Consider the following 25485-nt stretch of genomic DNA (forward strand, 5'->3'; position numbering starts at 1 on the left):
AAATAGAGCTATCTCAAAAATTAAATCAAACAAGTAGAAATACTGAAGAGGTTAAAACTGTTTTAACTGTTATAAATGATATATCAGATCAAACAAATCTTCTAGCTCTTAATGCTGCAATAGAAGCTGCACGTGCAGGAGAAGCAGGACGTGGATTTGCAGTTGTTGCTGATGAAGTTAGAAAACTAGCTGAGAAAACTCAAAAGAGTTTAGATGAGATAAATACAACTATAAACCTAGTTGTTCAATCAGTTAATGATGCAAGCTCTCAAATGGAAGAATCAACCAAAGATATAACTGATATTTCTGAAAATGCTAGAAGCTTAGAAGATATAGTAAGTAAAAATACTATTATCATTCAAGAAAGTATTAACTCTAATCTAAATAGCGTAAAAGAGTATAAAGAAGTATCTAATAATATTAAAAACATTATGAAAAAAGTAAAAGAAGTTGATGCAATTGCTAGTGCTAATGCTAGAAGTGTTGAAGAAATAGCAAGTGCTAGTGAACATCTATCAAATATGACATCTAAACTAGATAATGAGCTTGGGAAGTTTAAGGTGTAAGATAAAAATTTTGAGTAATTTAAAAATCTTTTGACAAATTATTTGAGCGTGATAATACTTACTTAGCACGCTCAGTGAGCTAATAGCAAGGTCTTACAAACTTATAAAAATACTTGCGTACTTTTTATAACTTTATAAATAAAAATATAACATAAGTGAGTTATATATTTTATCCAAATTGAACAGAAAAATAACAATTGGGTGTGGAGTGTAAATATATACAAATTTTACTTTTATCATTACAATAAGATAACTCTTTTAACTCTTTATGATTTTTAAAACTTTTAGATAAAATTGTGTAACACAGTGTTACACCACAACCTAAAAAGCACATTCGTAGAAGTTTGATTTATTTGTATTTGGTGTCAAGAGAGAGACTTGAACTCTCGACCTCCGGCTTATGAGACCAGCGCTCTAACCAGCTGAGCTACCTTGACATGAATTAAACTAGAATAGAATTGATGATTTTATCAAACTTAAACTTATAAATTTATAAAATAAACTTAAATTTCATAATTTAATAGTTCAAAACAAAATATTGCGCCACATTATCAAAGTATTTAACTAAATATTAAGCTAAATATAATAAAATTACTAAATTTTGACACTAGGTAAAACATGGGTAGATTTTCGCAAGTTTTAAAAGATATTAACGAACTTATAGTTTTTAAACACTCCGTATTTGCTTTGCCGTTTATTTTCATGGCAATGATAGTTGCATCTAAGATTGATAATGACACTATGTGGTTTGGGCTAAAGCTATTTATACTTGGTACTCTATGTGCTGTAACTGCGCGAAATTTCGCTATGGCTGCAAACAGATACCTTGATGAAGATATAGATAGACCAAATCCAAGATGTGCAAACAGACCAAGTGTAGATGGTAGAATAGGCAAAGGCAACTTGTTTCTTTTCATCATCGCAAACGCCTTAGCTTTTGTTATCATTGCGTATTTTATAAACGATTTAGCGTTTAAGTTATCCTTTCCTATACTCATAGCTCTTGGAACTTACTCGTTATTTAAACGTTTTAGCTCGCTTGCCCATGTTATTTTAGGTTTTTGCGAGGGGCTGGCACCAATTGCTGGAGTTGTTGCTGTAAGTGCAGATATACCGCTTTGGAGTGTATTGCTTTGTTTTGGTGTGTCTTTTTGGGTTGCAGGTTTTGATGTGCTTTATTCGCTTCAGGATATAGATTACGATAGAAAGGCTGGGCTTTTTAGTATACCTGCAAAATACGGCGTAGAATCATCCATGTTTATCTCGGCTATGTTTCATTTTATCACGGTGATATTTTGGTTTTTGTTTGCATGGGCTGCTGGACTTGGCGGATGGACTTATTTTGGCATTATATTAAGCGCAGCTATACTTTTTAAAGAACATCAAATCGTGAGAAAAGATTTTAGTAAGATAGATAGAGCATTTTTTACGCTAAATGGATATCTTGGCATAATGTTTTTTATATTTATTTGGATAGATTTATGGATGATGTAAGATTAGTTGATGCATTTTTAGATATAAAATTTGATATACTCTCAAAAGATAAAATGAGTTTCATGAGAGAATTTGAAATTTTATCAAAAGATAGTATTGATCCTATAAATGAATGGGTAAGACATCAAAAAGCTAATGGTAATGCAGACGAAACAGATAAAATTTTGTTAAATCTTATCATAGAATTACATAAAAAAGTAGATTTTCTTACTCAGAAAATAGAAGGTAAAGAGGAGGAAAAATATCTAACTTTGTGCCAATCTAGCGATATTATATCCATTGGATATGGGTATTTTAAGATAAAAGATCAGAAATTTAATGAAAATGAGATATATTATGGCAGGATATCTTTGCCAGTATTTCCCCAAAGATTAGTTCCTATAGTTTTTGTAGCAAAAACTAAAGATACTGCCAATATAACAAAAATAAGCTTTAGTGATGAAAAAGATTGGGATACATACGTTTCTAGCAGAGAGCGCGAGATTATACGCGAAATGAAAGGCACTTTATGACTACTGAAATTATCGCATTTATAGCATTTGGCATAGTTTTGCTTATAGTTATAGTACTTTCTTACATGAAAGATGCTGAAACTAGTATAAAATTTGCAAAATATGAGAAAATTTTAGATGCTTTGATGAAAGAAAACCACTCTATTAAAAAACAGCTTCAAACTCTTGAAATAACAGCTACTTTGCCACAAGACAATGGCGATCTCCAAAGCATTGAAGAAAAACTAGTTTTGAAAATACAATCTGAGGTAAATAACAAGATTGTTCCAGTAATAAGCTCTATTGAAAACATAGAACAAGCCATAAAAAATTTTCAGTTAGAGCAACAAGATCGAATATATGATCTTGAAGAGAGAACAAAAAGCATAACTAAAATTTCGCCACCAAACACAGGAAGTGATGAGGAAAAAATAGTCTCTCTTTATAACAATGGACTTAGCATAGAAAATATCGCAAAAGATCTTCAGCTAAGCGTAGGAAAAGTAAATTTGATATTAAAGATAAGAGGTCTTTTGCGCTCATAAAGGAATATCATGGTAGATAAATACGGAAGAAAGATTAATTATTTAAGAGTTTCTGTTACTGGAAGATGTAATTTTAGGTGTAAATACTGTATGCCTACAAAACCGTTTGAATGGCAGCCTAAAGAAAATTTACTTAGCTTTGAAGAGCTTTTTTTGTTTATAAAAGTTGCAATTGATGAAGGCATTGATAAGATTAGGATAACTGGCGGAGAGCCACTTGTCAGGCAAGATGTGGATAAGTTTATAGCTATGATAAATGATTATAAATCAGGGCTTGATCTTGCAATGACCACAAATGGGTATTTTTTAAAAGAAAAAGCAGCTGAGCTTAAAAAAGCTGGATTAAAAAGGCTAAATATCTCTATTGATACGCTAAAGCCAGAGAAGGCAAAGTTTATTTCACAAAAAGATGTTTTAGGAAAAGTTTTACAAGGCATTGAGGCTGCTGTGCAAAATGACTTTAAAATCAAACTAAATACAGTTGCATTAAAGGGTTTAAATGAAGATGAGCTTGTGGACTTAATGGATTTTGCTAGATCAAAAAATGCCCAAATAAGATACATAGAATATATGGAAAATATTTATGGTAGTGATGAGATAAAAGGATTAGATAAAAACGAAATTTTAAGTATAATATCTAAAAAATACAACATAAAAGAGATTTCAAAAGAGGCAAGCTCGCCATCTTCTCTTTTTGAGTTAGAAGATGGGTATAAATTTGGCATCATTGCGCCACACAAACACGATTTTTGTGAGAGCTGTAATCGCATTAGACTAAGTGCAGAGGGACTACTTATACCGTGTCTTTATTTTGATGATGCGCTTAGTATAAAAAAAGCTGTTAAAAATGGTGATATAAAAGCAGCAAGTGAGATTTTGCGTAATGTTATATACAATAAACCCGAGAAAAACAAATGGGGAGAAGAGGGCGATGAGGTTTCAAACCGAGCTTTTTATGAGACAGGCGGTTAATGCTAAATTTAGTTGAGAGCTTTATAAGTATACAAGGTGAGGGTAAATATGCCGGCAAATACGCACTTTTTTTAAGATTTGCTGGATGTAACTTTAGATGCGAAGGCTTTGGTGTAAATTTAAAATCACCAAAAACAGACGAAATACTGACAGGTTGCGATACGATAAGAGCTGTTCAAACTTCACATTTTTCATATCAAGAGATTTCAAATTTAAAAGAGCTTTTAAGCTTAAGTGTAGAAAAAATACCTTTAAATTTAAAACCCATTATCGTAATAACTGGTGGAGAGCCATTAATTCATCACAAAAATGAGATTTTTAGAGAATTTATAAACTATCTTTTAGTGCATAAATTTGAAGTTCACTTTGAGACAAATGGAGCTATTTTTATTGATTTTGATAAATTTAGTGAGTTTAAAAACTGTATTTTTTGCGTGAGTATAAAGTTGTCAAATAGTGGAGAAAGCAAACAAAAGCGCATAAATTTAGATGCACTTAAAGCTATCAAGAAAAACGCAAAAGACAGCTTTTATAAATTTGTTTTAGATGCAAAAAATATCGATATTTTAGATAAAGAGATAAAAGAAATTTTAAATTTAATGCCAAATGAAGTGTATTGCATGCCACTAGGTGCAGCAAAAGATGAACTTAGTACAAACGCAAATATTGTTTGTGCATACTGCATAAAAAATGGATATAATTACACAGATAGAATTCACATTAGGTTGTGGAATGATAAAGAAGGAGTTTGATGATAATAAGAAAAATATTTGATTTTGAAAATGCGCATATTGTAAGATTTTGTAGTTCAAAAAGATGCAAAACAAGCATTCATGGTCATTCTTATAAATGTGAGGTTTTGCTTGAGTCAAATTTCTTAGATAATGCTGGAATGGTTTATGATTTTGGACTTATGAAAGATGGCATAAAAACTATTATTGATAGCTTTGATCATTCAACTACGCTTTATAGCAAAGATGATAAAAATTACATAGAAGATATAAAAAAGTACTCAAAAAGATGGATAGAAATACCCCAAAATCCAAGTGCAGAGCAGTTTTGTAGGATATTTTTTATAATCATAGATAAATTACTTTCTTTAAGCACTATGAATAATGGTGAAAAAAATGTTAAGCTTCATAGTATAATTGTCCATGAAACCGCAACTGGTTATGCTCAGTGTTTTAAAGAAGATGCTTATAATGAAAATATGGGTCAAATTTTGCTTGATGAGATTAAATTTTCGCAAGACATAATAGATGAATGGGAAGATAAACTCTTGTTTGAAAAGATTAAAAGTGGTAAAATGATACAAACTAAAAAAGAGTGTTAAGATGAAAAAAATATTTTTATTTGCTATATTTGTGCTTTTTTTTGTTGGTTGCAGTGATGAGCCAAAAGAAATGATGGATATAAATTTCAGCGAACCACCTAAAGATGTTCCAATTGGTATAAATGAAAACAAGCCAAATATAGATATACAAAATCCACCAGAACCCGTTCCAGAACAGTAATGGAGCTATTTTATTCTACAAGCTACAAAATGCATATAGCTTTTGTTTGCGTTATTTTACTAGCTATTTGTTTGCATTTTTTTCTTATAAACTATAAGATAAATGATGTTAAGTATGCCATAAGACTTCGTAATTTTTTTCCATTTTATTACACAATACTAACTCTCATTGCCCTAAGTGGTTTTAATATGGCTGCGATTTATAAATTCGATATTAGCTTAAGTTCCTACATGATGATTTTGGGAGTTTTTGTTCTAATTGGACTTGGGATATATGAGTTTAAAATGCTGAAAAACGCAAGAAAAATAAAAAATTTCAGCGAGTTTAGAAAAAAAGCAAATAAAAAAGTTTTCATGGATGCTTTAGTAATATTTTTTGTGAGTTTTGTTTAATGCAGTTTTTATACTCGAATGATGCATCAAATAAAAATATTAGCATAAAAGGTGAGCAATTTTTACATCTAAAAGCAAGAAGAGCAAGAGTTGGTGATAGGATAAATGTACAAAATTTAAAAGATGGATTTAATCACCTTTATGAAATAATAAAGATTGATAGAAAAGAAGCGTTTTTAAGCTTTAAAAGCTCTAACAAAGTTTTAAATTCGGTATCAAATTTAACCATAGCTTGGAGTGTTGTGGATATAAAAATAGTAGAAAAAGTTTTACCTTATCTAAATGAAATGGGGTTAAAAAAACTCATTTTAGTTTATACAGAGTTTTCTCAAAAAAACTTTAAATTTGATATGAATAGATGTGAAAGAATTTTGATCTCATCATGTGAACAGTGTGGTAGAAGTTCGCTTTTAGAAATAGAAATTTATTCTAGCATAGAAGAACTTCTTACAAAATATAAAAATGTAGCAAGAATTGATTTTGGAGGCGAGAATTTAGGAGAGTTTTTAAATGGCGATAGAGAAGATATTTTATTTATTGGTCCAGAAGGCGGCTTTTCAAAAAATGATATAGCAAAAATTCCTAAAAGTTACTGTCTTGAACCAAACTTTATTTTGCGTTCACAAACTGCAATTATAGGCATTGCTGGAAAGATGCTTTTATAAATTTGATTTTTTATTAAATTTAGTGTATAATCAAAGCTTTCAAAAAAAGACGCTTGAAGGAAATAATACAATGAAAAAAGAAATACATCCAGAATATGTTGAATGCAAAGTAACTTGTGCTTGCGGAAACAGTTTTACAACTATGTCAAACAAAAATGAAATGAGAGTAGATATTTGCTCAGCTTGTCACCCATTTTTCACAGGAAGTGAAAAAATCGTAGACTCTGCTGGTAGAGTTGATAAATTTAAGAAAAAATATAACATGAAATAATGCTCTATTTTGTTCCTACTCCCATAGGCAATTTAGATGACATTTCATCTCACGCTTTAGAAGTTCTTTTAAAGTGTGAGATTTTAATCTGCGAAGATACTCGTGTTAGTAAAACTTTAATCAATCTCTTAAACCAAAAATACGAAATTCACATAGCTCCACAAAAATTTTATGCCCTTCATACACACAATGAAAGTGAATTTTTTTCAACTATAAATTTAGAAATGTTTGAAAAAAATTGCGTTTATGTAAGTGATGCAGGAATGCCTTGCATTAGTGATCCAGGTATCACACTTGTAAAATTTGCTCAAAAAAATAATATATCTTATGAAATAATAACTGGTGCAAATGCAGCACTTTTAAGCGTTGCTGCAAGTGGGATAGTGCAAAAAGAGTGGATATTTTTGGGATTTTTGCCAAATACATCTAGAAATAGAACTATCGCTTTACAAAATGCTCTAAATTTTCCATATCCTTGCGTTATATACGAATCCCCACAAAGAATATCGTCTCTAATAGAAGAGATTGCAAAAATAGATCCAAATAGAGAAGTGTTTGCTATTAAAGAAGCTACAAAAAAATTTGAAGCCAAATTTAAAGATAGTGCTACAAACTTACTAAATAAACTTAAAAACGCGAATTTAAAAGGTGAATGGTGTGTAGTTGTTGATAGTAGTAACGAAAATACACACCCAAATATTACTAAAGATGATATCATGGATCTTGATATAGCCCCAAAAATAAAGGCAAAACTTCTTTCAAAAATAACTGGTGAAAATGTAAAAAAAATATATGAAAAAATAATAAAATAAGCTATTTTTTACACATTTTTGGATAATATTTAATTTATGATTATATATGGAAAACAGCTTTTTTTACACATTTTAAGCAAGAAAAAAGAAATAATAAAATGTGTTTACCTAGCAAAAGAGTGTGATAAAGCTATTTTTAATAGAATAATCAAAGCAAATTTGGAAGTTAAAAGAGTTGATTTTAAAAAAGCTCAAGCTTTAGCAAGAGGTGGAAACCATCAGGGATTTTTAGCCGAAGTTGAAGATTTTGTTTTTTGTGATATTTCTCAGATGAAAAAATTTACCAAAATTGCTATTTTATATGAGCTTACTGATGTTGGAAATATAGGTGCTATCATAAGAACAGCCTACGCACTTGGCATGAATGGAATTATTATAGTAGCAAAAAGTGTAGCTATGGAAGGCGTTGTTAGAACAAGTAGTGGCGCAGCTTATGAAATACCAATTTGTCTTTATTCAGACGGACTTAGCCTTATAAATGAGCTAAAGCAGAGTGAGTTTAGTGTTTATACAACCGCAAGTGGCGGTAAAGATATTAGAAATACCAAATTTAATACAAAAGTAGCCCTTATTATGGGAAGTGAAGGCGATGGAATTCCTAAAAAAGTTCTATCAAAGGCCGATGAATGCATTGGAATTTGCATGAAAAACGGTTTTGATTCTTTGAATGTAAGTGCGGCTTTTGCAATAATATGCGATAGGATTATGAATGAATAACATAAATATGTTAAAAGAGATAGGTCTAAAAGAAGTAGCTAGAAAAACTCATATCGAGCTAAAATATTTAGAGGCAATAGTTGAAAAAGATTTCGAATTTTTGTGTAAGAAAAATGTTAAAGGTTATATAAAAATTTTATCCAGAGAGTATGATGTGGACTTTGAAAACTGGATGAAAGAATTTGAAGAATACTCACTTGAACACAATTCTGATGAGAAAATTTCTCAAACCCCTTTTGTTTCTCCTAAAATACCAGCATATAGACAAAAAGATAAGTCACATTCTAGTCTTTACAGTGTTATAATTTTAATTATGGTCGTATTTTTGGCATGGTTTTTTGATGCAGCAAAATACATAACTATGTTGCCAAATTTATTAAATGAGGACAATAGAAGTGTTACTTACTCTGATTCGAAAGTAGTTGAAAAAGTAGAAAAAAATATAATAGAGCAAAATAATACAAATGCTTTAGAAACTACCATAGAAGAAAATAATCAAACTTCATCGGATATCAACACAACAAATGCAGATACAAGTACTTTATCCTTTGTGAATCAAATTAGTGATAAAAATACTTCATTGGTTATGTCAGATGAAAATGTTACAAAAAAAGATACTAATGCTTCTTTAAAAACAGATACAAATGCCTCTTTTGCTTCAAGCGACGGAGTTGTTGGTTATATATCCAAAAAAGTTACCATAAAACCAAAAACATCAATTTGGATAGGTATAATAGACTTGCAAAATGGCTCTAAAAAAACATTTACTACTAACAAAGATTATGAAATTGATATGAACAAATCGCAACTTATTCTAACAGGACATGGAAACTTTACTATAGATATAGATGGTCAAAATAAACCATCTGGCACACAAAATGCTGCTAGATATGTAGTAAAAGATGGAGAATTTAGAGCTATAAGTGCTGATGAATTTCTTAATATGAACAAAGGAAGAGCGTGGTAAAAAAAGTTATATTTTGTATGGGCATTTTATTTATGCCTATTTTTATTTATGCTTCTAATGTAACGATTCGTTTCAATTTAGATACAAAGGGTACGCCTTTATTTGCTAGAATAGTAAACGATAGTCTTGAAAACTTAGGTTATAAGTTTATATTAGTAAAAAACTTTCAAAATTCCCAAAACGGTTCAATTTTAGAAGTATATTTAGAAACAAGCGCTCCTTTTGAGCCAGATGCCTTAGTAAATGAATTAAAAAGAAGAAATGTTGTAATTTTAGATAATAAAAAAAATGATGGATACTATTTGTATTCCATAAGCTTATCAAATGCATCCTTGCAAACAAACGAATATGCAAAAGATACTTTGATAGAATTGCAAAGACCACTTGAAGATTATATTGTAAATGTAAAAGGCTCAAAAAGTATAGAAATAATGGCAAAATCGGGAGATAGCTGGTTTGTAGATGCAAAAATTTTAGATAAAGATATGAACTTAATTTCTCACGAGCAAAGAGATAAGCCGCTTAGATCTTTTACGCTTCCTATACCGCAAAATGCTTATTATATAATTATAAGCGATGCAAAAAATTTAGAAAATATAAAACGCGGACTCAATATTTATATACACTCAAGGTAAATAAAAGGAAAAAGTATGTTTGACGAAATTCGTTTTAATAGGATAGAAAGACTTCCAAACTATGTTTTTGCTGAAGTTAATGAAATTAAAATGGCTGCTCGTAGAAACGGTGAAGATATAATAGATTTTTCAATGGGAAATCCTTCAGGTAGAACACCTGAGCATATTGTTGCAAAACTTTGTGAAAGTGCAACAAAAGATAAAACTCATGGATATTCTGTTAGTCAAGGAATTTACAAACTTAGATTAGCTTGTGCAAACTGGTATAAAAGAACTTATAATGTAGACTTAGATCCACAAACTGAGATAGTAGCTACGATGGGTAGTAAAGAAGGTTTTGTGCATTTAGTTACTGCCATTATCAACCCAGGCGATGTTGCAGTTGTTCCAGATCCTGCATATCCTATACATACTCAAGCATTTATAATAGCTGGAGGAAATGTGGCAAAAATGCCTCTTGCTTATAGCGATGATTTGAAACTAGATGAAGAAAGATTTTTTAAAGATTTACAGACAACTTTTGATGAGAGTATACCAAAACCAAAATATGTAGTTGTAAATTTTCCTCATAATCCAACTACGGTTACAGTTGAGAAGAGCTTTTATCAAAGACTTGTAGCTATGGCGAAAAAAGAAAGATTTTACATTATTAGTGATATTGCTTATGCTGAACTTGCTTTTGATGGTTATAAAACACCTTCTATTTTCGAAATTGATGGTGCAAAAGATGTAGCAGTTGAAGCATATACACTTTCTAAAACTTATAATATGGCAGGATGGAGAGTTGGTTTTATATGTGGAAACAAAAAGCTAGTAGCAGCTCTTAAAAAAATAAAATCTTGGCTAGACTATGGTATGTTTACTCCTATTCAAGTTGCTGCAACTATAGCACTTGATGGTCCTCAAGAATGTGTAGATGAAATAAGAGAACAATATGTAAAAAGAAGAGAAGTTCTTTTGGATGCTTTTGAATCTGCAGGATGGAGTATGCAAAAACCTAGAGCAACTATGTTTGTATGGGCAAAGATACCTGAGTATTTAAATTTAAAAAGCATGGCGTTTTCTAAAGAACTTATAACAAAAGCCGGAGTTGCTGTAAGTCCTGGAATTGGCTTTGGTGTGGCTGGAGATGATTATGTAAGAATAGCTCTTATAGAAAACGAAAACAGAATTCGTCAAGCCGCAAGAAATGTAAAAAAATATCTTAAAGAATTTTAATGAATGTAGCTATACTAGGTGTGGGTACTGTTGGCTGCGAGGTGGCTAATGCTCTTTTGCAAAATAAACAAATAATATCTGCTAGAGCTGGAGTTAAGATAAATCCTGTTATCGGTGTAGTTAGAAATTTAGATAAAAAAAGAAATTGCACTATACCACTTAGTGATGATTTAAACAGTGTTATAAATAGAGATGATATAGATGTTTTTGTTGAACTAATGGGTGGCATAAATCAGCCTTATGAGGTTGTTAGCAAAATTTTGAAAAATAAAAAACCAGTTGTTACAGCAAATAAAGCAATGTTAGCTTATCACAGATATGATCTTCAAAGTTTAGCAGGAGGAACTCCGTTTGGATATGAAGCTAGTGTAGCTGGCGGAATCCCTATTATAAAGGTTTTAAGAGAGGGCTTAAGTGCAAATCATATACAAAAGATTATTGGTATTATGAATGGCACTAGTAACTATATACTTACAAATATGATGCAAAAAAGCATTAAATTTGATGAAATTTTAAGAAAGGCTCAAGAACTTGGATATGCTGAAGCTGATCCAACCTTTGATATAGGTGGCTTTGATGCTGCTCACAAGCTTCTTATACTAGCAAGTATAGCTTATGGGGTACATGGTAAACCAGAAGATATACTGATAGAAGGTATAGAAAATATAACGCTTGATGATATTTATTTTGCAAATGAGTTTGAATTTGTTATAAAATTAATCTGTGTTGCAAAAAAAGATGGCGATAATGTAGAGCTTAGGGTTCATCCAGCCTTATTGAATAAAGACAATATGATAGCAAAAGTTGATGGCGTAATGAATGGCGTTAGTGTTTTTGGTGATATTGTTGGGGAAACCATGTATTATGGACCCGGAGCTGGCGGAAAAGCAACTGCAAGTGCCGTTATAAGCGATCTTATAGATATAGCTACAAATATATCAAGACCAATGCTGGGATATAAAATATCATCTTTAGAAAGTCAAAATTTAAAGCTATTAAATAGCGATGAGATAAGAACAAAATATTATTTTAGACTCAAAGTCGAAGACTATATAGGCGTATTAGCTAAAATAACAAATATTATGAGTGAAAATAATCTTTCAATAGATACATTTTTACAAAAACCTAAAAAAGAAAATGATGATGGTGCTACTTTATTTTTCATAACTCATACAAGTTTAGAAAAAGATGTAAAAAAGGTGTTTGCTTTACTTGAAAAAGAAAGCTACATAAAAGATAAGCCGTTTATGATTAGGATAGAAAATTAATTTTGGGATTAAAAGAGTATATTTTTGGTTTTGATAGCGAGCAAAAGGCTGTTAAATTTTTAGAGAATAACTCTTTTAAAATAATATGTAGAAATTATAAAACTAAATTTGGTGAGATAGATATCATTGCTAAAAAAGACGATATTGTTCATTTTATTGAAGTTAAATCTACAAATGGCGATTATGAAACACTATATCGAATTACAAAAAGTAAATACAATAAAATTTTAAAAACTATAAATTTGTATTTGCAAAATCAATTTATTAATAATGATTTTCAAATTGATGTAATAACTATAGAAAAAAACAACATAGAATTTATACAAAATGTTAGTGTTTGATTTAATATTTTTTGAGTATAATTCATAAGTAATAAAATTTATTTTAGGAGAAACAATATGGGAAAATATATAGAATTAAACGCTTCAAATTTTGATGAGGCAAAAAAAGGTGTTGCATTAGTTGATTTTTGGGCTCCATGGTGCGGACCTTGCAGAATGCTTGCTCCAGTTATAGAAGAACTTGCGTCTGATTTTGAAGGAAAAGCAAAGATTTATAAAGTAAATACAGATGAAGCTCAAGATTTAGCTACTCAGTATGGAATTAGATCAATTCCTACAATATTATTTTTTAAAGATGGCGAATTGAAAGATCAAGTTATCGGTGCTCAATCAAAACAAGCTTTAAGTGATAAGCTAAATTCTTTATTATAATTTGGATACTTGATATGCTTGATTTAGGAATTATTGGTGGCGGTCCAGCTGGACTTAGCGCTGGACTTTACGCAACTAGAGGTGGGCTAAAAGATGTTGTTATGTTTGATAAAGGTATGCCTGGTGGTCAAATAACATCAAGCTCTGAGCTAGAAAACTATCCTGGTGTTGCACAAGTTCAAAGTGGTATGGATTTTATGAATCCTTGGATAGAACAATCTACTCGTTTTGGCTTAAAACACGAGATGGCTTTGATAAAAAGAGTTGTAAAAAATAGTGATAAAACATTTAGCATTATTTTAGAAGATGGTAAAGATATAAAAGCAAAATCAGTTGTTATTTGTACTGGTGCAGTTCCAAAAAAAGTTGGTTGTAAAGGCGAAGCTGAATTTTTTGGTAGAGGTGTTAGCACATGCGCAACTTGCGATGGATTTTTTTATAAAAATAAAGAAGTCGTAGTAGTTGGCGGTGGAGATACTGCATTGGAAGAAGCGCTTTATCTAGCCAATATATGCTCAAAAGTTTATTTAGTACATAGAAGAGAAGGCTTTAGGGCTGCTCCAGTTACAGTTGAAAAAGTGCAAAAAAATAAAAAAATAGAACTCGTTTTAAATGCCGTAGTAGATGAGATAAAAGGCGATAAGAGCGGCGTGACAAATGTTATTGTTAAATTTAATGATGGTAAAACTAGAGATATAGCAGTTCCTGGAATTTTTACCTTTGTTGGACTTAATGTAAACAATGAAGTATTAAAACAAGTTGATGGATCTTATCTTTGCAAAATGAGTAAAGATGGTGAAGTTATAGTTGATCTTAAAATGAGAACATCTGTTGATGGACTCTTTGCCGCGGGTGACATAAGAATAGATGCTCCAAGACAAGTTGTATGCGCAGCAAGCGATGGTGCTATAGCTGGACTTGGTGCTATTTCTTACATAGAATCACTGCATTAATTTATTTGTTAAATGGTCGATTTTAGGCTATTTAACAAAATTTAAAATCCCCAAATTTTATAAATTGTTATTTATAATAAATATGCTACAATCATATAAATTTATTAGGAGTAAATATGGAAAATAAAGTAATATCAATGTTTTATGAGCTAAAAGATGCAAATACACAAGAGTTTTTAGAATCAAATTTTAATGCACAAGAGATATCATTTCTTACAAAAAAAGGCCACATTATAGAAGCTTTGGAAGAAGAAGTTTGTAAAATGAGTGTTGGCGAAGAAAAAACTGTAAAAATTAAAGCAGCTGATGCAGTGGGAGAATATGATGAAAAGGCTCTCCAAGAGATAGATAAAGAACAATTCGCAGGCATAGATTTGCAAGAAGGCATGGAGCTTTTTGGAGAAGGCGAAGATGGTACGACAGCTAGAGTTCTTGTAAAAAGTATAGGTGATAAAACAGTAATAGTTGATTTTAATCATCCTTATGCTGGAAGAGATTTAGAGTTTAAAGTAAAAGTTACTGAAATAAGAGACGCAACTGAAGATGAGATTTTAACAGGACATGTTGCTAGTGCGCATGTTTGCGGTTGCGGTGGACATGATGAAGATCATGAATGTTGTGGTGGACACGGACATCATCATAGCAATGGTGAATGTTGTGGTGATAACGCTCATAAGCATGGAAAACATCATGAATGCTGCGGTGGGCATAAACACTGATAATTATGGATTTATAAAATGAGTAAAATAGGATTTATTTTCCCAGGACAAGGCTCTCAAAGTATTGGAATGGGTCATGATATATATGAAAATTTTGGTGTAGCAAGAGAGCTTTTAAACGATAGTAGCGATATTTGCAAGATAGATTTTAAAAATTTACTCTTTAATGAAAATGAAAATATAAATATAAGCGAGTTTACCCAACCCGCAATAGTTCTAAATTCATTCATGATTTTGCTTGCCTTAAAAGAACGTTTAGATTTAAAACAGAACTTTTCTTTAGGGCATTCTTTAGGCGAGTTTTCAGCTCTTGGGGCAAATGGTGCAATTGGACTTGAAGAAACTATTAGGTTGGTAAATTTACGCGGTAAATTTATGCAAGAAGCTTGTGAAGGTAAAGGGGCTTCTATGATGGTTATTTTAGGGCTTGATGATGAAAAGATAGAACAAATCTGCTCTGCTGCTAGAAAATACGGAGCTCAAATTTGGGCGGCTAATTACAACTGTGATGGACAAATAGTTGTGGCTGGACTTAAAAACGATCTTCAAAATGCAGAAGCTAATTTTAAAGAAGCTGGCGCAAAAAGAGCTATGCTTCTAAATATGAGTGTTGCTAGCCATTGTCCTATTTTAAAAACAGCTTGCGATAAGCTTACTGCAGAAATAGAGCCTATCATAAAAGATGGTTTTTTAAAAGTTATTGCAAATGTTAATGCTAAGCCTTATAATACTAAAAAAGAAGCACTCATGCTTTTAGAAGAACAGCTAGTAAAACCTGTTTTATATAAGCAAAGTATAAAAAATGTAGAAGATGAAGTGGATTTTTTTGTAGAAATTGGTTCAAGTGTTTTAAAGAGTATGAATAAAAAAATAACACAAAAACCAACTTATAGTATTTATGATATAAGCTCACTTGACGAGTTTTGTAAGATGATAGAGGAGAGATATTGAAAATAGCTATACTTGGGGCAATGGAAGAGGAAATTTTTCCTATATTGAAAGAACTTAAATATGATATAATTTCGCATGCGAATAATAAATTTTATATAGCGCAGTATAAAAATCATGATCTAATAATAGCATATTCAAAGATAGGTAAGGTAAATTCAACTCTTAGTGCAACTATAATGATAGAGAAATTTGGAGCTGAAATTTTACTTTTTACTGGAGTGGCAGGGGCATTAAATGAAGATTTAAAAATAGGCGATATGCTGTATGCAACTTCGCTTGTTCAACATGATCTTGACATTACTGCTTTTGGTCATCCGTATGGATATGTTCCAGGCATTGAAGTTTTTTCAAAAAGTGATGTAAGATTAAACGCATTGGCGAAAAATGTTGCTGGAAAACTTGGTATAAATTTAATGGGTGGCATTATAGCAAGTGGAGATCAATTTGTTTGTACAAAAGAAAGAAAAGAGTGGATTAAGGATACTTTTAAGGCTGATGCAGTAGAAATGGAAGGAGCTTCTGTTGCTCTTGTTTGTGTATCCATGGGAGTGCCATTTTTTATATTAAGAGCAATAAGTGATGAGGCAAGTGGTGGTGCTGAGTTTGATTTTGATAAATTTCTACTTGGAAGTGCGAAAACTAGCGCAAATTTTGTTTTAGAAATGGTCGAAATGATATGATTGAAATTTCAAAAAATCTTTTAAGGCAAGTTGGAAGAACAAATGCAAAATACTCTATGTTTGAAGATGGAGACAAAATTTTACTTGGCCTAAGTGGTGGTAAAGATAGCTTATCTCTAGCTCATATAATGAAGCATTTTTGTAGTGTAAGTCCTGTAAAATGGGAGTTTAAAGCTGTAACCCTAAGCTATGGTATGGGTGAAGATTTTTCATATCTTTCTAATCACTGCAAAGAACACGGCATAGATCATGAGGTTATAGATAGCTCTATATTTGAAATTTCAAAAGATAAAATTCGCAAAAACTCGAGTTTTTGTAGCTTTTTTTCAAGAATGAGAAGAGGACATCTTTATACTTATGCTTTAAATGGCGGATATAATAAACTTGCAATTGCGCATCATTTAGATGATGCAGCTGAGAGCTTTTTTATGAACTTTACTTATAATGGAGCACTTAGAACTCTTGCTCCAAAGTATATAGCTAAAAATGGTTTAATTCTTATAAGACCACTTATAGAAGTAAGAGAAAGACAACTTAAAGATAATGCTACTAGAAACTCACTTCAAGTTATAGGTGATGAAGCGTGTCCGGCAATGAGATTTGATGTAAAAATGCCTCATGCAAGGCATGAGACAAAAGAACTTCTTGCTAAGTTAGAAAAAGAAAATCCAAAGCTTTTTACAAGTCTAAAAACCGCTTTTACAAATATTCATAGCGATACTTTTTTTGAATAGTTTTATGCCCAAAGCAAGAATAAACTTAGTTACAACCGCAACTACATCCACAACTTCCACCTAATGCGCTTTTAATAGCATCATAATTAGGCTCTGTAGTAACTTCATCTACTAGCTCTTTATGAATGATTTTACCGTCTTTGCCTACTACAAATATAGCTCTTGCGCAAAGTCCAGCTAAAGGACCATCTTTCATTAAAATTCCATAAGCATTTGAAAAATCTTTATTTCTAAAATCACTTCCTACTGTTAGTTTTTCTATATTTTCAGTTGAGCAAAATCTACCCATAGCAAAAGGAAGATCCATAGATATAACTGTTAAATTTACACCTTCTTTTCCAGCTATATTTTGATTGAATTTTCTTGCTTCAGTTGCACAAACTCCAGTATCTAAAGAAGGAACCGTGATTAAAACTTGTATCTTGTCACTTGATCCGCCAACTTTTACTAGATTTAAATCTTTTCCGATTACTTCAACTACTGGCGCCATATCGCCAACTTCAATACTATTTCCTTGTAAATTTACTGTATTGCCTTTAAATTTTACGGTAGACATATATTCTCCTTTGATAGAATAAAATTTAGAAAATTTTATCTAAACAAGATGAATAAACTCTTAATATAAAATTATGATTTTTTTGTTACGGCAGCACTTCTACTAAGAATATCATGTAAACAAAGTTTGTCTTTTCTAAAAAAGCATATGAGGATACCTAAGATACTTGCTCCAGATATGATAAAACATATATATCTAAATATAGCTTGGAAAAAAGAAACCTTTTTTCCATTTTTAGTATCTATAAGGTATATATTTTGGGCTCTGTATCCTGGAGATTGAGCTGAAATTGCAAAGAATATAGATAAAATGATTCCAAATATAGCCCAGTCAATAAAAATCGCAAGTTGATTTTGTTTAAAAGAGTCTTTACCATCTAAAAAACCATAAGCTGTTAAGTATAATATCGGCATAGATATGAGAAACATATCTATGAAAAATGCCTTTATTCTACTTAATGGGCTAGCTATAATAACTTTTGTTTTGGCCACTTAATTTCCACGACTACCTGGTTTTATAGCAATACTTCCATTTTTACATAAAGGACAGTTTTTTGGTTCGTAAATTTCAAAATCAAAATTTCCAATTGTGAAAAGAGGTTTATCAAAAGGTAGCTTACAATTATCTTTTCTGCTATTTTTTAGATTTGTAACTTCGCAAAAGCCACGGTTTGCTAGTGCTGCGAAACCAACAATAATTCCGCCAAGACTCTGTATTATTTTAGCACTTTCCATGGCTGATCCACCAGTTGTGATTATATCTTCGCAGATTATGAATTTCTCACCCTTTTTTACCTCAAAACCTCTTCTTAAACTCATTACTTTTTCAACGCGCTCTGTGAAAATAAATCTTTTTGAAGCAGATTTTGCTAGTTCATATCCTGCCAATATTCCACCAATTGCGGGAGAGCAAACTGAGTCAAACTCTATGCCATGATTTTTAATAATAGAGTAAAGCTCGTCTGCTAACTTACCTGCAAGTATTGGATTTTCAAGTACTTTTGCGCTTTGTAGATAAAACTGAGAGTGATTTCCGCTTGATAATAAAAAGTGCCCCTCTAAAAAAGCACCACAATCCTTGTAAATTTGTTTTATATTCATTGGTTCACACTTTTAAAAGTTCTGTTTCTTTATCTTTTACTAATGAGTCTATTTTATTTGAATAACTATCTGTGATTTTTTGAACTTCATCATAGGCTTTTTTTATCTCATCTTCAGATGCTGTTTTATCTTTTTCTATCTTTTTAATGTCATCATTTGCATCTTTTCTGATATTTCTTATGCTAACCTTTGCTTTCTCGCCCATTGCTCTAGCTTGTTTTGCATTTTTTTCACGTTCTTCTTTTGTCATAGGGGGAAAAAATAATTTCACACATTCTCCATCATTGTTTGGATTTACACCTATATTTGCAGATTGTATAGAAGTTGTTATAGCTTTTAACATAGGTTTTTCCCATGGGGTTATAGTTATAGTTGTAGCATCTGTCGCTAAAACTGTTGCAACTTGATTTAATGGCGTTGGGTTACCATAGTAATCAACAAAAATCCCATCAATTATATTGATGTTTACTTTTCCAGTTCTTAAAGTGTGAAAATCTTTTTTAAGAGCATCGATTGCTTTCTCGCTTAAATCTTTTTGATTTTCATATATTTCATTTAGCATATTCATCCTTTATGATTAAGTTTGTATTTTCTTTTTTTCCTACTTTTAATATTATTTTAAATGCATCTTTTTGTATTGGTTTATTTAAAGTAAAATTTAAAATACCGTCTTTTATATCTACCTTATGCCAACCATAACTACTTATAAAAAGATTGACCTCATTTATGTTTTTATCAGATAGTGTGGCTTGTATATTATCTATAAAGCTATCTTTAGGGAATGAAGTTGGTTTTATCCATTCTACATCCAAATATTCTATTGCTAACATAACATTTTGTTTTGTTTCATTATTGAAAGAAGCCCTATCTAAAATAATCCCATTATCATGTCGTGAAGATACGGCGCCAAAATTTTGAGTTAAAATACAATTAAAACCATTTTGTAAGGCTATATCATTAACTCTTCTACTATAATCGCCATAAGGATACGATAAACATTTTGGTTTATAACCTAAACTTTTTTCAAAAAATTTTGTAGACATATCAAGATCATTTTTTATCTCTTCATCGCTCATTTTTACCAAATTTCTATGTGAATAACTGTGTAATTGGACATCTCCGAATTTGGATATCTCTTTTATCATATCTAGCGTTAAAAAGTCTTTATACTTTTTTTCAATAGCTTCAGTGTAGATGAATAAAGTAAACGGATAATTATACCTTTTAAATATTTCAAACCCATTTTCATAGAAGCTTTTATATCCATCATCTACAGTAAGAACTACCCAATTACTAGGTATTTTCTCTCCATTATTTATAGTTGCAATAAGTTTATCTAATGGAACAACTTCATAGTTATGAGTTTTTAGATATTCAAAATTTTTTATAAGATTATTTTTGCTTATGTTTGTATTTTTATGCCTGTAATCATCAAATCTATGATAATTAAAGATATGTGCATCACCATATAATAAATTGATAAAAATCAATAATGCACATATATAACGCATGCTTTTACTTAGTTTCGTTTGTCTCTTTTTTAGTAGCTGGAATGTTTGTAGGTGCTACTGGTATGATACTAGTGTTGGTATCTATACTCTTTTGAGGTATAACTATGTTTTTGTTATCAACTCTATCTAAAACAGATTTATTAGAAGTTTTATTGTACATATAACCAAGTGCTATTGTATTTGCAACAAAAAGTATGCCAAGTACAAAAGTAAATTTAGCTAAAAAACCAGATGGACCTTTTGCGCCAAATAGACTCTCATTACTTCCGCTATATGCGCCAAGTCCTATAGAAGAGCTTTTTTGTAATAATACTGTTATAGTTAAAATTGTAACTATTATAAATTGAAAAACAAGTAACATAGTTTCCACTAAAAAATCCTTAAATATATAAATAAAGGAATATATTATATAATATTTTTAATAAAATTTTGGTTAAATTTTAAAGAATAAAAAAGCTAGGATCAATTCCTAGCTTTTGGGTTAATCATTTATTATTAAATATACCTAAAATTTGAAGAAGAGAAATGAAAAGATTTATTATATCTAAATACAAGGCAACTGCACCAAGTACTGGCGAATCATAATTTCCTCTTATAATATTTTGTGTATCATAAAGTATGTAAGCACTAAACAAAATTGCACTAACTGAAGCTATAACAATTTGAAGAATTGGGCTATGTAAAAAAATATTTATAATAGCCGCAACAACAACTACTATCAAAGTTATAAATAGCATTTTGCCCATTGCGCTAAAGTCTCTTTTTGTGTTAAATGCAAAAATGCTAAGACCACCAAATGCAACAGTTGTGAGCAAGAAAGCCTGTGTTATTGCTCCACCCATACCATTTGCTAAATAGAAATTTAGAGTTGGCGCTAGCGTAAATCCAGAAATAAATGTAAATGCAAAAAGCAACACACTTGCTAAAACAGGATTTTTTTTGGCAAACATTAAGCCCACAAGAAGAGCTATTTCTAATATTAAAAACCAAAATGATGGAGCTATCCCCATACTCATACCAACATATGCTCCAGCTGTAGCTGCAAGTAGTGATGCTGCTAAATATTGGTATGTTTTTTTAATAAACTCGCTTCTACTGCTTTGTAAATTTTCGCTTTGCGAGTAGCTATCTTGAGCTTCGTTTTGAATATAATTTCTATCGTATAAACTCATCTAATCTCCTTTTATTTTTTTCGAATTTTAACAAATTTTATGTAAACAAAATATAAATTATATGTTTTGGTTACAAAATAAATATAATATTTATCAAATTTATTTTTTGATATAATCATTAGCTTTATAAATTTTTCATAATTAAGGATAAGTGTTGTGAATGATAAAATTTTTATAAAAACTACACTCTTTGGTGGCGTAAACGAATTTATGGAAAATGGTTACTTAGAACACAAAGATTTGTTTGAAAGTTTGGGAGAAAAACAAACACCGCATACTTTGTTTATAGGATGTTCAGATTCTAGAGTTGTGCCTAATCTTATTACAAGTTCTAAACCAGGAGATCTTTTTGTAGTGCGAAATATTGCAAATATAGTTCCCCCATATAGATTAAGTGATGAATTTTTGGCTACTACTTCTGCTATAGAATACGCTATAAATGTTTTTGATCTAAAAAACATTGTTGTATGTGGACATAGTAACTGTGGCGGCTGTGAGGCGCTTTACTATGATAAGAGTAAATTTAAAGATATACCAAATGTTAAAAAATGGCTTGAAATACTTAAGCCTATAAAGCAAGAAGTTTTAGAGCTTTATGGTAATGACGTATCCAAAAGAAGTTGGGTTACAGAAAGATTAAATATCATAAATTCTATTGATAATATTCTTACTTTTCCTGGCGTAGAAGAAAAGTTTGAAAGTGGCAAGATCAATATACATGGTTGGCATTACATCATACAAACTGGAGAAATTTTTGAGTATGATTTTCAAACTAAACAGTTTAAGTTTATAGGAGAGAATGAAAAATAAAATGATGAAGATTTTTTTTATTATATTTTTTGCATTTAACACAACTCTTTTTTGTGCCAGTTCAGAAGAATTGCAAAAAAGCATAGATAAAACCCTTAGAAATGTAGACACTAATAATACATCAAAAGCAGTAAATGAAATAGCTAGTAAATTAGTAGATATTAGCCCTAAAAACGAGAAAGATATAAACGAAACGCAAGAAATAGCGGAGATTGTTGCTCAAAAGATAGTAGATGAAAATATTTCTGATATAAAAAAGATAGATGATAAAAAGTCTCTTAATTCGCTTGTTCATAGCATAAAAGATTTAAATTACCAAATAAAAATTTTACAAGATAGAAACACAAGCTTAGAGGATGTAAATGAGCTAAAAAAAGATAAGTTAAGGATTTTAGAAAACATACCAACTGCCATAATTAATCAAAATATATCATACGAAAAACTTCTAAATTATATAGAGCTTAGAAAACAAATTCGTTATCGTTTGGAAAAATATCCAAAATCATCTAAAGAGTATATGCTTGCAAGGATTGATTATTATAATATAGAAATAAGTGAAATTTTTTACACAACTCTTTTAAGACTGGAAAAAATGTATACAAGAGGTGATAGTAAAAAAGATATATCTGTCATGCTTCAAAAATCCATATTATCTTTGCAAACCAAGGATTATTTGGAAATAAAAGAGATATATGATGGATTAAATAAAGATGCCATTATAGACATAAACAAAAATTTTCAAAATCTTGTCTTAAATAAAGAAACTTATTTTGAAATATTTGATTATTTGCTTGAAAATGTTTCTGTTTTAGAAAGTAGTGCAGTTTTAAATTTTGTAAATTTAAAAACCATGCTTGATCATATAAATGCACATATGAATCTTAAAAGTTATGGCGTAGATGTTGGCAAAATAGTTATTATAGTTTTTATAACACTGTTTTTTTATTCTCTAAGGCGAATTTTAGCAAAGATACTATTGTTTATTTTTGAAAAAATTATAATGAAAGAAAAAAGTCAGTCAGAAGCTCTTAGGATTCAAGCTGTAGATACTATAAAAAAGCCTCTTGGAATTTTACTTATTGCTTATGCTACTGATATATGCGTAAAGATATTTTACTATCCAGCTCCGGTACCACAGATATTTTATAAGGTGTTTTCAGTAACTTATATAGTGTTTTATGCTTGGCTTGTTATAGGTGTTTTAGATGGCTATGGAATGATAGTTTTTAGCAAAATTGCGAAGAAAAGTAGCAGAAAAGAAGTTTTAAATTTAATTATAAAAATAGCTTATATTATGATATTTATAGTTGCTCTTCTTCTTATATTAAATAGTGCTGGATTTGATGTTTCTACAATAATAGCATCTTTGGGAATTGGTGGTTTAGCCATAGCTCTTGCTACAAAAGATATTATAGCAAATTTCTTTGCTTCTATAATGGTGATTTTTGACAATTCTTTTTCTCAAGGAGATTCTGTTGTTATAGCAGGAAATATAGAAGGAACTATAGTTGAAACAGGACTTAGAAAAACAGCCATCAGAACATCTGATAACTCACTTTTATATGTTCCAAACTCAAAAATAATCGATAGTACCATAAGGAATTGGAATAGAAGAACTGTGGGTAGATTGGTAAAAATAAACTTAAGTCTTAATTTTGAAACAACTACTTTTCAAATAAAAAAATGCGTTGAAGATATACAAAATTTAATAGTAGAACACCCAGAAACATCAACCAATATGAATGAAGTAGATGAAAACAATTTTTTAAGATATCGTAAAAATATGGTCTCAGTTGACGATTTAGCTGGATATAAAAGCGGATATTACGTATCTTTGGATGATTTAAATGATTATGGTATAGTTGTTAAGATAGAATTTTTTACTATACCTATAAATAAAAGTGATTATATTAGGGTAAAACAAGATATAATACTGAAAATTTTAAATATAGTGGAATTAAATGGCGTTAAGCTTACTACAAGACAAGTAGGCTAGAGATTTAATATTTATAATGAAAAGAGGTTAGACATGTATAATGAAAATAGCGAATATAATGAAGATGAGTTTATAGACAATAACGACTTCGATTTTGATTATGAAGAAGGTAGTAATAATAACTCATTTTTATACGATGATGGGGATTATAGTTATGATGATGAGGATGAAGAAGAGGATTATTAGTAAAAACAAATTTGCAACTAATTTGTGTTTTTGATATAATATTTAATTTACTTTATAAAGAAGATTAAAATGTTACCTGTTTGGGAAATTCGTACAGTGTAGGCAATGAAAATATAGATATTCAGTACAAAAAACTATTCGAGCTTGCGGCTATTGCCTATAATTTAGAGCACAAATATGTTTCAAAACAACAAATCAAAGAAGTTTTAATGGCTTCTTTGATTATATGAAAACTCATTTTGCAGACGAAGAGAGCTATATGCTCTCTATTGCTTATCCAAAATTAAGCGATCATAAAAAATTCATAATCACATTATACAAAGTATGATTGAGCTTATTAATAAGATTCATAATGCAAATGATATGAAAGAACAACTTGGAGTTATTGCTAAAAAATGGTTACTAGAGTATATTTTACAAGAAGATATGAAGATAGAAGCTTGGAAAAAAATCCTGTACTTCTATTGTCTCACAAATAATAAAAGAAGATGAAAAGTTTTTATATTCTTGTGCATGTAAAAAGAGATTTTTGACGTATGAACTTCATAGTAAAATTCAATCAGGGAGCAAATTTGTTTGTAAAAACTGTGGGGAAGTTATAGTGTTTATATCAAAAGTATAGCTATTTTCTCAAATTTTGTAAATATCTATAAATGTTAGACTTATGATATATTCATATATTTTGCTACTTGTGGTAGGGTTTGTTTATTGATTCTACTCTTTGTTTTTAATTTTATTTTATCTTACGAAGAAATTTATATATTTTATATCATTTCTTCCAGACTCTTATTTGGTTAATCTATAGCTTTTTATCATAATCTTTTATTCTTTTGTTTATAGATCGCCAAGTTTAAAATTTCATTAGAAAGTGTTTTAA

The 25485-nt window shown here is 30.2% G+C and carries 35 protein-coding genes, 1 tRNA gene and 1 pseudogene; 29 read left to right on the forward strand and 8 right to left on the reverse strand.

The genetic code is table 11. From position 1 onward, the window contains the following. Nucleotides 1-59: 59 nt before the first annotated feature. A pseudogene (locus ACZ5VL_RS04900) lies at nt 60-566 on the forward strand (methyl-accepting chemotaxis protein); the annotation flags it as partial. A gap of 360 nt (nt 567-926) precedes the next feature. On the opposite strand, the gene ACZ5VL_RS04905 reads toward ACZ5VL_RS04900, so the two are convergent. Beyond that, nucleotides 927-1003 (reverse strand) — tRNA-Met (locus tag ACZ5VL_RS04905). 181 nt (nt 1004-1184) lie between these two features. On the opposite strand from ACZ5VL_RS04905, the gene mqnP reads away from it, so the two are divergent. The 23 genes from mqnP to ACZ5VL_RS05020 all read left to right on the forward strand — a co-directional run bounded on the left by mqnP (nt 1185) and on the right by ACZ5VL_RS05020 (nt 17277). Further along, the gene (gene mqnP, locus ACZ5VL_RS04910; protein ID WP_464197873.1) at nt 1185-2060 is read left to right on the forward strand and encodes a menaquinone biosynthesis prenyltransferase MqnP; all 876 of its coding nucleotides are present in this window, start codon (nt 1185-1187) and stop codon (nt 2058-2060) included. Further along, the gene (locus tag ACZ5VL_RS04915; protein ID WP_464197875.1) at nt 2048-2572 is read left to right on the forward strand and encodes a hypothetical protein; all 525 of its coding nucleotides are present in this window, start codon (nt 2048-2050) and stop codon (nt 2570-2572) included. Before mqnP ends, ACZ5VL_RS04915 begins: the two co-directional genes overlap by 13 nt. Continuing rightward, nucleotides 2569-3096 (forward strand): DUF6115 domain-containing protein, encoded by a 528-nt coding sequence (locus tag ACZ5VL_RS04920; protein ID WP_464197877.1) that lies wholly within the window; start codon nt 2569-2571, stop codon nt 3094-3096. The genes ACZ5VL_RS04915 and ACZ5VL_RS04920 overlap by 4 nt, the downstream gene beginning before the upstream one ends. A gap of 6 nt (nt 3097-3102) precedes the next feature. Further along, entirely contained in the window at nt 3103-4068 is a 966-nt protein-coding gene (gene moaA, locus ACZ5VL_RS04925; RefSeq protein ID WP_464200258.1) for a GTP 3',8-cyclase MoaA, read from the forward strand. Then, the gene (locus ACZ5VL_RS04930; protein WP_464197879.1) at nt 4068-4820 is read left to right on the forward strand and encodes a 7-carboxy-7-deazaguanine synthase QueE; all 753 of its coding nucleotides are present in this window, start codon (nt 4068-4070) and stop codon (nt 4818-4820) included. The genes moaA and ACZ5VL_RS04930 overlap by 1 nt, the downstream gene beginning before the upstream one ends. Next, nucleotides 4820-5401, forward strand: a complete 582-nt coding sequence (locus ACZ5VL_RS04935) for a 6-pyruvoyl trahydropterin synthase family protein (protein ID WP_464197881.1) — start codon at nt 4820-4822, stop codon at nt 5399-5401. Before ACZ5VL_RS04930 ends, ACZ5VL_RS04935 begins: the two co-directional genes overlap by 1 nt. Before the next feature lies 1 nt (nt 5402). Next, entirely contained in the window at nt 5403-5582 is a 180-nt protein-coding gene (locus tag ACZ5VL_RS04940) for a hypothetical protein (protein WP_464197883.1), read from the forward strand. 29 nt (nt 5583-5611) lie between these two features. Further along, the gene (locus ACZ5VL_RS04945; protein ID WP_464197885.1) at nt 5612-5974 is read left to right on the forward strand and encodes a hypothetical protein; all 363 of its coding nucleotides are present in this window, start codon (nt 5612-5614) and stop codon (nt 5972-5974) included. Beyond that, nucleotides 5974-6639, forward strand: coding sequence for a 16S rRNA (uracil(1498)-N(3))-methyltransferase (locus ACZ5VL_RS04950; RefSeq protein WP_464197887.1), 666 nt, complete (start codon nt 5974-5976; stop codon nt 6637-6639). The genes ACZ5VL_RS04945 and ACZ5VL_RS04950 overlap by 1 nt, the downstream gene beginning before the upstream one ends. A 70-nt stretch (nt 6640-6709) precedes the next feature. Next, a complete protein-coding gene (gene rpmE, locus ACZ5VL_RS04955; RefSeq protein WP_464197889.1) occupies nt 6710-6910 on the forward strand; it encodes a 50S ribosomal protein L31 in 201 nt (66 codons plus the stop codon). Beyond that, nucleotides 6910-7722, forward strand: coding sequence for a 16S rRNA (cytidine(1402)-2'-O)-methyltransferase (rsmI, locus tag ACZ5VL_RS04960; RefSeq protein WP_464197891.1), 813 nt, complete (start codon nt 6910-6912; stop codon nt 7720-7722). The genes rpmE and rsmI overlap by 1 nt, the downstream gene beginning before the upstream one ends. A 36-nt stretch (nt 7723-7758) precedes the next feature. After that, the gene (gene rlmB, locus ACZ5VL_RS04965) at nt 7759-8439 is read left to right on the forward strand and encodes a 23S rRNA (guanosine(2251)-2'-O)-methyltransferase RlmB (RefSeq protein ID WP_464197893.1); all 681 of its coding nucleotides are present in this window, start codon (nt 7759-7761) and stop codon (nt 8437-8439) included. Then, on the forward strand, nt 8432-9406 hold the full coding sequence (locus ACZ5VL_RS04970) for a helix-turn-helix domain-containing protein (RefSeq protein WP_464197895.1): 975 nt from the start codon (nt 8432-8434) through the stop codon (nt 9404-9406). Before rlmB ends, ACZ5VL_RS04970 begins: the two co-directional genes overlap by 8 nt. Beyond that, nucleotides 9400-10041 carry a hypothetical protein gene (locus ACZ5VL_RS04975; protein ID WP_464197897.1) on the forward strand — a complete coding sequence of 214 codons (642 nt, stop codon included), beginning with the start codon at nt 9400-9402 and terminating at the stop codon, nt 10039-10041. Before ACZ5VL_RS04970 ends, ACZ5VL_RS04975 begins: the two co-directional genes overlap by 7 nt. A gap of 15 nt (nt 10042-10056) precedes the next feature. Continuing rightward, nucleotides 10057-11259, forward strand: coding sequence for an LL-diaminopimelate aminotransferase (locus tag ACZ5VL_RS04980; protein ID WP_464197899.1), 1203 nt, complete (start codon nt 10057-10059; stop codon nt 11257-11259). Next, complete coding sequence (locus tag ACZ5VL_RS04985; protein ID WP_464197901.1) at nt 11259-12527, forward strand: homoserine dehydrogenase; 1269 nt, start codon at nt 11259-11261, stop codon at nt 12525-12527. The genes ACZ5VL_RS04980 and ACZ5VL_RS04985 overlap by 1 nt, the downstream gene beginning before the upstream one ends. A gap of 2 nt (nt 12528-12529) precedes the next feature. Continuing rightward, nucleotides 12530-12868 (forward strand): YraN family protein, encoded by a 339-nt coding sequence (locus ACZ5VL_RS04990; protein WP_464197903.1) that lies wholly within the window; start codon nt 12530-12532, stop codon nt 12866-12868. A gap of 57 nt (nt 12869-12925) precedes the next feature. Then, on the forward strand, nt 12926-13240 hold the full coding sequence (trxA, locus tag ACZ5VL_RS04995; protein ID WP_464197905.1) for a thioredoxin: 315 nt from the start codon (nt 12926-12928) through the stop codon (nt 13238-13240). Nucleotides 13241-13254: 14 nt separating this feature from the next. Then, the gene (gene trxB / locus ACZ5VL_RS05000) at nt 13255-14193 is read left to right on the forward strand and encodes a thioredoxin-disulfide reductase (protein WP_464197907.1); all 939 of its coding nucleotides are present in this window, start codon (nt 13255-13257) and stop codon (nt 14191-14193) included. Nucleotides 14194-14309: 116 nt separating this feature from the next. Further along, nucleotides 14310-14912, forward strand: a complete 603-nt coding sequence (locus ACZ5VL_RS05005; protein ID WP_464197908.1) for an FKBP-type peptidyl-prolyl cis-trans isomerase — start codon at nt 14310-14312, stop codon at nt 14910-14912. A gap of 18 nt (nt 14913-14930) precedes the next feature. Further along, nucleotides 14931-15863 carry an ACP S-malonyltransferase gene (fabD, locus tag ACZ5VL_RS05010; RefSeq protein WP_464197909.1) on the forward strand — a complete coding sequence of 311 codons (933 nt, stop codon included), beginning with the start codon at nt 14931-14933 and terminating at the stop codon, nt 15861-15863. Then, complete coding sequence (locus ACZ5VL_RS05015; RefSeq protein ID WP_464197910.1) at nt 15860-16543, forward strand: 5'-methylthioadenosine/adenosylhomocysteine nucleosidase; 684 nt, start codon at nt 15860-15862, stop codon at nt 16541-16543. Before fabD ends, ACZ5VL_RS05015 begins: the two co-directional genes overlap by 4 nt. Then, the gene (locus tag ACZ5VL_RS05020) at nt 16540-17277 is read left to right on the forward strand and encodes a tRNA 2-thiocytidine biosynthesis TtcA family protein (RefSeq protein ID WP_464197911.1); all 738 of its coding nucleotides are present in this window, start codon (nt 16540-16542) and stop codon (nt 17275-17277) included. Before ACZ5VL_RS05015 ends, ACZ5VL_RS05020 begins: the two co-directional genes overlap by 4 nt. A 25-nt stretch (nt 17278-17302) precedes the next feature. On the opposite strand, the gene tpx is transcribed toward ACZ5VL_RS05020, so the two are convergent. From tpx to ACZ5VL_RS05055, 7 genes are all read right to left on the reverse strand, one after another. Continuing rightward, nucleotides 17303-17833, reverse strand: a complete 531-nt coding sequence (tpx, locus tag ACZ5VL_RS05025) for a thiol peroxidase (RefSeq protein WP_464197912.1) — start codon at nt 17831-17833, stop codon at nt 17303-17305. Nucleotides 17834-17904: 71 nt separating this feature from the next. Next, the gene (locus tag ACZ5VL_RS05030) at nt 17905-18324 is read right to left on the reverse strand and encodes an RDD family protein (RefSeq protein WP_464197913.1); all 420 of its coding nucleotides are present in this window, start codon (nt 18322-18324) and stop codon (nt 17905-17907) included. Next, on the reverse strand, nt 18325-18933 hold the full coding sequence (gene pyrE / locus ACZ5VL_RS05035) for an orotate phosphoribosyltransferase (RefSeq protein WP_464197914.1): 609 nt from the start codon (nt 18931-18933) through the stop codon (nt 18325-18327). 4 nt (nt 18934-18937) lie between these two features. Continuing rightward, nucleotides 18938-19501 carry a ribosome recycling factor gene (frr, locus tag ACZ5VL_RS05040; RefSeq protein ID WP_464197915.1) on the reverse strand — a complete coding sequence of 188 codons (564 nt, stop codon included), beginning with the start codon at nt 19499-19501 and terminating at the stop codon, nt 18938-18940. Next, on the reverse strand, nt 19485-20444 hold the full coding sequence (locus tag ACZ5VL_RS05045) for a polysaccharide deacetylase family protein (RefSeq protein WP_464197916.1): 960 nt from the start codon (nt 20442-20444) through the stop codon (nt 19485-19487). The genes frr and ACZ5VL_RS05045 overlap by 17 nt, the downstream gene beginning before the upstream one ends. Nucleotides 20445-20448: 4 nt before the next feature. Next, nucleotides 20449-20805 carry a preprotein translocase subunit SecG gene (secG, locus tag ACZ5VL_RS05050; RefSeq protein ID WP_464200260.1) on the reverse strand — a complete coding sequence of 119 codons (357 nt, stop codon included), beginning with the start codon at nt 20803-20805 and terminating at the stop codon, nt 20449-20451. A gap of 124 nt (nt 20806-20929) precedes the next feature. Continuing rightward, the gene (locus tag ACZ5VL_RS05055) at nt 20930-21616 is read right to left on the reverse strand and encodes a Bax inhibitor-1/YccA family protein (protein WP_464197917.1); all 687 of its coding nucleotides are present in this window, start codon (nt 21614-21616) and stop codon (nt 20930-20932) included. A 210-nt stretch (nt 21617-21826) separates the two neighbouring features. On the opposite strand from ACZ5VL_RS05055, the gene ACZ5VL_RS05060 reads away from it, so the two are divergent. The 5 genes from ACZ5VL_RS05060 to ACZ5VL_RS05080 all read left to right on the forward strand — a co-directional run bounded on the left by ACZ5VL_RS05060 (nt 21827) and on the right by ACZ5VL_RS05080 (nt 25100). Then, entirely contained in the window at nt 21827-22426 is a 600-nt protein-coding gene (locus ACZ5VL_RS05060) for a carbonic anhydrase (protein WP_464200262.1), read from the forward strand. Next, nucleotides 22416-24422, forward strand: coding sequence for a mechanosensitive ion channel family protein (locus ACZ5VL_RS05065; protein ID WP_464197918.1), 2007 nt, complete (start codon nt 22416-22418; stop codon nt 24420-24422). Before ACZ5VL_RS05060 ends, ACZ5VL_RS05065 begins: the two co-directional genes overlap by 11 nt. A 33-nt stretch (nt 24423-24455) precedes the next feature. Next, nucleotides 24456-24608, forward strand: coding sequence for a hypothetical protein (locus ACZ5VL_RS05070; protein ID WP_464197919.1), 153 nt, complete (start codon nt 24456-24458; stop codon nt 24606-24608). An 80-nt stretch (nt 24609-24688) separates the two neighbouring features. Then, on the forward strand, nt 24689-24838 hold the full coding sequence (locus tag ACZ5VL_RS05075) for a hypothetical protein (RefSeq protein WP_464197920.1): 150 nt from the start codon (nt 24689-24691) through the stop codon (nt 24836-24838). Between the two features lie 94 nt (nt 24839-24932). Continuing rightward, the gene (locus ACZ5VL_RS05080; protein WP_464197921.1) at nt 24933-25100 is read left to right on the forward strand and encodes a hypothetical protein; all 168 of its coding nucleotides are present in this window, start codon (nt 24933-24935) and stop codon (nt 25098-25100) included. Nucleotides 25101-25485 lie beyond the last annotated feature (385 nt).

It is taken from the genome of Campylobacter sp. GTC17093, assembly GCF_055397635.1.